Origin of the sequence: Anaeromassilibacillus sp. An250 (genome assembly GCF_002159845.1) — a bacterium.
In the GTDB taxonomy this organism is placed as follows: domain Bacteria; phylum Bacillota; class Clostridia; order Oscillospirales; family Acutalibacteraceae; genus Anaeromassilibacillus; species Anaeromassilibacillus stercoravium.
The window spans coordinates 97,625-104,169 of the sequence record NZ_NFJK01000012.1 but is presented as its reverse complement, the minus strand read 5'-3'; the positions used below and the strand labels follow the sequence as shown (position 1 = coordinate 104,169).

Genomic DNA, 6,545 nt, shown 5'->3' with positions numbered 1-6,545 from the left:
GTATCCCTTTTGGCATAATAAAGCACCCCACTTGTTATCCAGTATATCATACTGTCTAACAAATGGGGTGCAGTTCATTTTGCGGACTCCGGTTCTTTCGAATCATGCCCATCGTCAACTGGCAGGCTTATTCAGCCGAAGAGCAAAGGCCGGGGTTTACCGGACGGATAAAGCGCGGTATAATGGAAAAAACAACCATATCGTCAGGAAAATCTTTGGGGGATTGTGCGATGGAGAAACGGACGTTGAAAGAACTTCTTGTTGTGGCGAGTATGCTGTTTGGCATGTTCTTTGGGGCGGGCAATCTGATTTTTCCAGCTTCCATGGGGCAAATGGCAGGCTGGAACCTTTGGCAGGCGTCCGCTGGCTTCCTGATCACCGGGGTGGGGCTGCCGCTTTTAGGGGTGGCCGCCCTTGGAGTCAGCCGCGAGGATGGGCTTCTGGGATTGAGCAGCCGGGTCGGGAAACGGTACGGGCTTTTCTTTACCTGCGTTCTTTATCTTACGATCGGGCCGTTCTTTGCGATCCCCAGATGCGCGACGGTTTCCTACACGGTCGGGATTGAACGGGTCCTGCCCGGAGCGGGGCAGACCGTGGGACTGGCGGTGTTCTCCCTGCTCTTTTTCGGCGTGGTGCTGTTCTTTTCGCTCAGGCCGGGGGAAATCCTGACGTGGATCGGGAAGGTGCTGAACCCGCTGTTCCTCTTCTTCCTGGCAATCCTGGTGGTGCGCGCATTGGTTTCCCCGCTGGGGAACTTCGCAGAGATTGCCCCGTCGGGCGCCTATGCATCGCATGCGTTTTCCACAGGGCTTTTGGAAGGGTACAACACCATGGATGCGCTGGCCGGGCTTGCGTTTGGAATCGTTGTGGTGGAGGCAATCCGCGGGCTGGGCGTCAAGGAACCGGGGCAAGTGGCAAAACGTACGGTGTATGCCGGGATTTTTAGTTCGCTGCTGATGGCGCTGATCTATGTGCTGGTCACGATTGTGGGCGCACAGAGCCGCGGGATGTTTGATGTGGCAAGCAACGGCGGAGAGGCGCTTGCCCAGATTGCAGAGCATTATTTCGGAGGGGCCGGGGCCATCATCCTGGCAGCCACGATTACAGTGGCCTGTTTGAAGACGGCGGTCGGGCTGGTTACCAGCTGCGGGGAGACGTTCGTGCGGATGTTCCCGGGCGGGCCGTCTTACCGGGTGTGGGCAGTGCTGTTCTGCATCCTATCCTTCCTGATCGCGAATGTTGGACTGGATGCAATTATCGCTTACTCCACGCCGGTCCTGATGTTCCTCTATCCACTGGCGATTGTGTTGATCCTATTGACACTGTGCGGGAAGGCGTTCCACAACGACCGTGTGGTCCTGCAATGGACGGCCGGCTTTACAGCGGCAGCGGCGGCCTTTGACTTTCTCCGGGCGCTGCCCGAAGGCGTGCGTACTGCCCTGCATCTGGACCCTGTGGTCAGGCTGGCGGACACCTGGATCCCGCTCGCCAGCCAGGGCTTTGGCTGGATCTGCCCCGCATTGGTGGGGCTGTTGATCGGCCTTCTGGTCCGATATATCGGGGGGAAAAAGAACCCAACCGGCGGCGAAAAGGCTGTGCCTTCCCAGACTTCCGTATAAAAATGTTATCCGCATGGGATAGGGCGGCGCGGCGAAGATGCCGCCGCACAACAGGATGCCTTTGCAAACAAAAGCGTGGAAAAAGGGACCGGAATCCACAATCATGGATTCCGGTCCCTTTGTATTTGATTGGATTTCAGGTGTTGAAAGAAGATGTCAAATTCGTTGCCGGTTTCCCATTACCGGCGTGCCGGTGCGGGATCGCGGGCGGGTTCCGCCGGACGGCCGGGGATCTTCGGCAGGGAGTCGAAGCCGGGCTGCAGGTCCGCATCGGTCGGGATGTAGTCGGTCATGGTCTTCTCCATGAAGGAGGTGTAGGCGGCCATGTCGAAATAGCCGGTCCCGGTCAGGCCGAACAGGATGGTCTTTTCCTCGCCGGTCTCCTTGCATTTGAGCGCTTCGTCGATCGCCACGCGGATCGCATGGGAGGATTCCGGCGCGGGCAGGATGGTCTCCACGCGCGCAAACAGCATGGCAGCCTCGAAGACCTTCGTCTGCTCGACGGAACGGGCTTCGTCGATCCAGCCGTCGTGGTAGAGCTTGGAGACGATCGGAGACATGCCGTGGTAGCGCAGGCCGCCCGCGTGATTCGGAGACGGGATGAAGCCGCTGCCCAGTGTGTACATGCGCGCCAGCGGCGTGACCTTGCCGGTGTCGCAGTAATCGTATGCATAGAGGCCGCACGTCAGGGACGGGCAGGAAGCGGGTTCGACCGCGATGAAATATGGGTTCTTTTTGCCCAAGAGCTTATCCTGCATGAAGGGCGCGATCAGGCCGCCGAGGTTGGAACCGCCGCCGGCGCAGCCGATGACGATGTCGGGATATTCGCCGAGGATGTCCATGGCTTTTTTCGCTTCCAAGCCGATGATGGACTGGTGCAGCAAAACCTGGTTCAGGACGGAGCCGAGCACATAGCGGCAGCCCTCCGTCGAGGTGGCAAGCTCAATGGCCTCGGCAATGGCGCAGCCCAGGCTGCCGGTCGTGTCCGGGTTATTTTCCAGGATGGCGCGGCCCACCTTCGTGGTATCGCTCGGGCTTGGGATGACATTCGCGCCAAAGGTTTGCATGATGGCTTTGCGGTAGGGTTTTTGGTTGTAGGAACCCTTTACCATGAACACGGTCAGCGGGATGCCGAAATAGCCGCAGGCCTCCGCAAGGGCGGTGCCCCACTGCCCAGCGCCGGTCTCTGTGGTCAGGCTGGTGATGCCCTGCATCTTGGCGTAATAAGCTTGCGCGACAGCCGAATTGAGCTTGTGGCTGCCGGAGGTGTTGTTCCCTTCAAATTTGAAGTAGATCTTTGCCGGGGTATCCAGATATTTTTCCAGATCGTATGCGCGGTTCAGCGGGGAGGGCCGGTAGGCTTTATAGATATTGAGCACCGGTTCGGGGATGTCGATGTACCGCGTGGTGCTGTCCATCTCCTGCGCCGCCAGCTCTTCGCAGAAAATCGGATAGAGCTCTGGGGTCTTGACCGGCTCCAGGGTTGCCGGGTTCAACATGGGGTCGGGCTGTTCTTTCATATCCGCACGCAGGTTGTACCATTGCGTGGGCATCTGTTCCTCTGTTAAATTAAATCTGTGTGGAATCTTTGCCATGCGAATTTCCTCCTTTTGATTTTTATAAACAAAAAAGCCCTTGCCCCATTTTCTGGGACAAGAGCATTCACTCCTGCGGTACCACCCGGATTGCGCCTTCGCGCCGCTTGTTCCGCATACTTCCATACGCGCTCCCTTGGTAACGGGTGGAGTTCCCGTCGGCAGCTACTGGGACTGTCTTTGTCCGTTCGCCCCGCCCTCGTAAGCCCATTCCATAAGCCGCTGCCCGCCGCAATCGCACCGCCTGCGGCTCTCTTTTGAGCGCTTTGCCTATGTACTCTCCTTACTCAACGGTTTCTTTTGTTAATTTCATTATAGAAATGGAAATGCCATTTGTCAAGGGTAAGAAACAAATTTTTTATTTTCCGCTGGATTTTAGGGACATGTGGTGAATAATACAGGGAGAAGAAAGTGTTTTACTTGCAAAATGTGCGTTATAGGGATATAATCATACAAATACCAAATTTTCAGGAGGTACCAATTTATGCAGCTTAACCAACCTGTTCAAAATCCTGCGTTTATCAGCAAACTGAAGCAGTTTGATACAAATAAAACAAGGAAAGACGAACTGGAACTGATCGAAGAGATGCGGAAAATGCACTACATCACCCCGGTGACGCTGGATCCGAGTCCCGAAGAAGGCAAGCCGAACCAGCAGACCCAGGTGAAGTTCCGTGCAGCGACCACCACAAAAGGGGAGAGCTTCTTTGCAATGTTCTCCGACATGGACGAACTCAAAAAATGGGCGCCCGACACAAAGGACGCCATGACGCTCGATTTTACCGAGCTGCGCACGTTGGTCCTGGGCCAAAAGGGGCAGGTCGCGGGCTTTGTGGTCAACCCGGCAAGCCAGAACCTGGTGATCCGCACCAATACGATGGAGCAAATCGCCAATCCGTTGCAGCAACGCCCGATCAGCCCGGATATGGTGGTGCTCTCCAAGCCCGATCCGTATCCGAAGGAGCTGGTGCAGACGCTGTGCGAATATTTTAAGACCCGCACAGAAGTGCTCAGTGCATGGCTGTTCACGGCGAATTATAAGACCAACATGAATGAGCCGCACCATCTGGTGATCGTGAGCCTGACCCAGGGCGTCAACCACCAGGAACTCTTTAAAGCGACGGTCGATGCCTGCCATAAGGCGATGAAGGCGGGCGAATTCCTGGATCTGATGCCGTCCAGCGGCAAATTTGGCAAACAGGCCATCGAGGACAAGAAGCCGTTCTACCGCAAGGGCATCGACGTGGAGTTGGAAGATTAAATGACCGCCCTGCGCGATTTTGACTTGGGGGCGACGCTGGAATGCGGGCAGTGCTTCCGCTGGGACCGCCAGCCGGACGGCTCCTATCGGGGGACCGCCGGGGGGAAGGCCCTGTGTGTTTCGCAGGATCATATGGAAGCGGCCATGGACGATCCCTTCTGGCGCGCGTATTTTGACCTGGACCGCGATTATGCGGCCATCCGGGAGGCCTTGTCCGCGTCCAGCCCGGTTTTGGCAAAGGCTGCGTCCTTTGCGCCCGGGATACGGATTTTGCAGCAGGACCCGTGGGAGGCGCTTTGTTCGTTTATCATCTCCCAGAACAACAACATCCCCCGGATCAAAGGGATCATTTCGCGGCTGTGCGAAGCCTTTGGCGAGGAGATGGAGCAAGGGGTCCGGTGTTTTCCATCGCCGGAACGTCTTGCCGGCCTGGAGGAAGAGGACCTCGCGTGCCTGCGCTGCGGCTTCCGCGCGCGGTACATACTCGACGCGGCGCGGAAGGTGGCTTCCGGGGAAGTCGATCTGGAAGCCCTGCGGGCCGCTCCCCTTGCACAGGCGCGCGAGCAGCTGATGGCCATTGTGGGCGTGGGCCCCAAGGTGGCGGACTGCGCGTTGCTCTATGGCCTGCACCGGCTGGAAGCATTCCCAATGGATGTGTGGATGAAGCGCGCCATGAAGGAATGGTTCCCCGGCAGGAAACCGGAGGACTTCGGCCCGTATGCCGGCATTGCCCAGCAATACCTGTTCCATTATATCCGCACGGCGCCGCCGGGCGGGCAATCCGTGAGCGCTTAACGTCGTCAAAAAGACCAATTCAAACAACCATCCCGGGCACGGGCGTTTTCGCCCCGTGCCCGGTTTTTGGTCCGATGGCTTTCCATAAGGAGGATACGTTTTGTTGGGTCCGGCCAATTTTTTGCAGATTCGCTGCGGCTTACAAACTCGCCCATTCTCCGCTTGCTTTTTTGCCAAAAGGTATTTCTTTTTTGTGGAATATGCGGTATAATAAGGGCATCTAAAAGATAGGAGTGATTCCAATGGCATTGGTAAATACCAAGGAAATGTTCAAAAAGGCATACGACGGCGGCTATGCGATCGGCGCGTTCAATATTAACGATATGGAAATCATCCAGGGCATTATGAGCGCCTGCGCGGAGCTGAAGGCCCCTGTGATCCTGCAGGTTTCTTCCAGCGCCCGCAAGTATGCGCACCCGGCCTATCTGGTAAAGATGGTCGAGGCCGCTGTAAAAGAGAATCCGGATATTCCGGTTGCCCTGCATTTGGACCATGGCCCGTCCTTTGAGATGTGCAAGGCTTGCATCGACGACGGCTTCACCTCCGTCATGTTTGACGGTTCCGCAAAGCCCTATGAGGAGAATGTGGAAGAGGCCCGCAGAGTGGTCGAGTATGCACACAAGTACAACGTCACGGTAGAGGCCGAGCTCGGCAAGCTTGCCGGCGTTGAGGACGACGTCAAGGTAGAAGACGACAAAGCACAGTTCACGGATCCGGACGAGGTACAGGATTTTGTAACACGGACAGGCGTGGACTCCCTTGCCATTGCAATCGGCACGAGCCACGGTGCTTACAAGTTCAAACCCGGCCAGAAGCCGAAGCTGCGCCTTGATATCCTTGAGGAAGTTTCCAACCGCCTGCCGGGCTTCCCGATCGTTCTGCACGGCGCCTCCTCTGTCCTCCCGGAGTTTGTGCAGATGGTCAACCAGTACGGCGGCCAGATGCCCGACGCAATCGGCATCCCGGAAGAGATGCTGCGTGAAGCGGCAGCCAAGGCAGTCTGCAAGATCAACGTGGACTCCGACCTCCGCCTCGCGATGACCGCAACCGTCCGCAAGTATTTTGCGGAGAATCCGTCCCACTTCGATCCCCGCCAGTATCTGGGGGTTGCGCGCGACGCCATCCAGGGCCTCGTGGAGCATAAGATCAAGACGGTTCTCGGCTGCGAGGGCAAAGCCTAATTGTAACGCTTCCAATCGAAATGTTTGCCGCCGCCTTTTCCACTGCGGAAAGGGCGGCGGCTTTTTCTATGCATTTTCGGCAGGACGGAACGGC

General features: G+C 57.0%; 5 protein-coding genes. 4 read left to right on the top strand and 1 reads right to left on the bottom strand.

The features are described from left to right. The first annotated feature begins 230 nt into the window (after positions 1-230). Positions 231-1,619 (top strand): branched-chain amino acid transport system II carrier protein, encoded by a 1,389-nt coding sequence (gene brnQ / locus B5F54_RS11580; protein ID WP_087234345.1) that lies wholly within the window; start codon positions 231-233, stop codon positions 1,617-1,619. Positions 1,620-1,798: 179 nt separating this feature from the next. Here the strand turns inward: brnQ and B5F54_RS11575 are convergent, their stop codons facing one another. Continuing rightward, positions 1,799-3,214 carry a TrpB-like pyridoxal phosphate-dependent enzyme gene (locus B5F54_RS11575; RefSeq protein ID WP_087234343.1) on the bottom strand — a complete coding sequence of 472 codons (1,416 nt, stop codon included), beginning with the start codon at positions 3,212-3,214 and terminating at the stop codon, positions 1,799-1,801. 484 nt (positions 3,215-3,698) lie between these two features. Between B5F54_RS11575 and B5F54_RS11570 the strand changes: the two genes are divergently transcribed. From B5F54_RS11570 to fba, 3 genes are all read left to right on the top strand, one after another. After that, positions 3,699-4,475: an enhanced serine sensitivity protein SseB C-terminal domain-containing protein gene (locus tag B5F54_RS11570; RefSeq protein ID WP_087234341.1), complete on the top strand. Its 777-nt coding sequence runs from the start codon at positions 3,699-3,701 to the stop codon at positions 4,473-4,475. Continuing rightward, positions 4,476-5,270, top strand: a complete 795-nt coding sequence (locus tag B5F54_RS11565; protein ID WP_087234339.1) for a DNA-3-methyladenine glycosylase family protein — start codon at positions 4,476-4,478, stop codon at positions 5,268-5,270. A 242-nt stretch (positions 5,271-5,512) separates the two neighbouring features. Beyond that, the gene (gene fba, locus B5F54_RS11560; RefSeq protein ID WP_087234337.1) at positions 5,513-6,451 is read left to right on the top strand and encodes a class II fructose-1,6-bisphosphate aldolase; all 939 of its coding nucleotides are present in this window, start codon (positions 5,513-5,515) and stop codon (positions 6,449-6,451) included. The last annotated feature ends 94 nt before the right edge of the window (positions 6,452-6,545 follow it).

Coding starts and splice junctions, on each gene's coding strand:
- B5F54_RS11565 (WP_087234339.1), top strand. CDS start 4,476: ATGACCGCCCTGCGCGATTTTGACTTGGGGGCGACGCTGGAATGCGGG.
- B5F54_RS11570 (WP_087234341.1), top strand. CDS start 3,699: ATGCAGCTTAACCAACCTGTTCAAAATCCTGCGTTTATCAGCAAACTG.
- B5F54_RS11575 (WP_087234343.1), bottom strand. CDS start 3,214: ATGGCAAAGATTCCACACAGATTTAATTTAACAGAGGAACAGATGCCC.
- fba (WP_087234337.1), top strand. CDS start 5,513: ATGGCATTGGTAAATACCAAGGAAATGTTCAAAAAGGCATACGACGGC.
- brnQ (WP_087234345.1), top strand. CDS start 231: ATGGAGAAACGGACGTTGAAAGAACTTCTTGTTGTGGCGAGTATGCTG.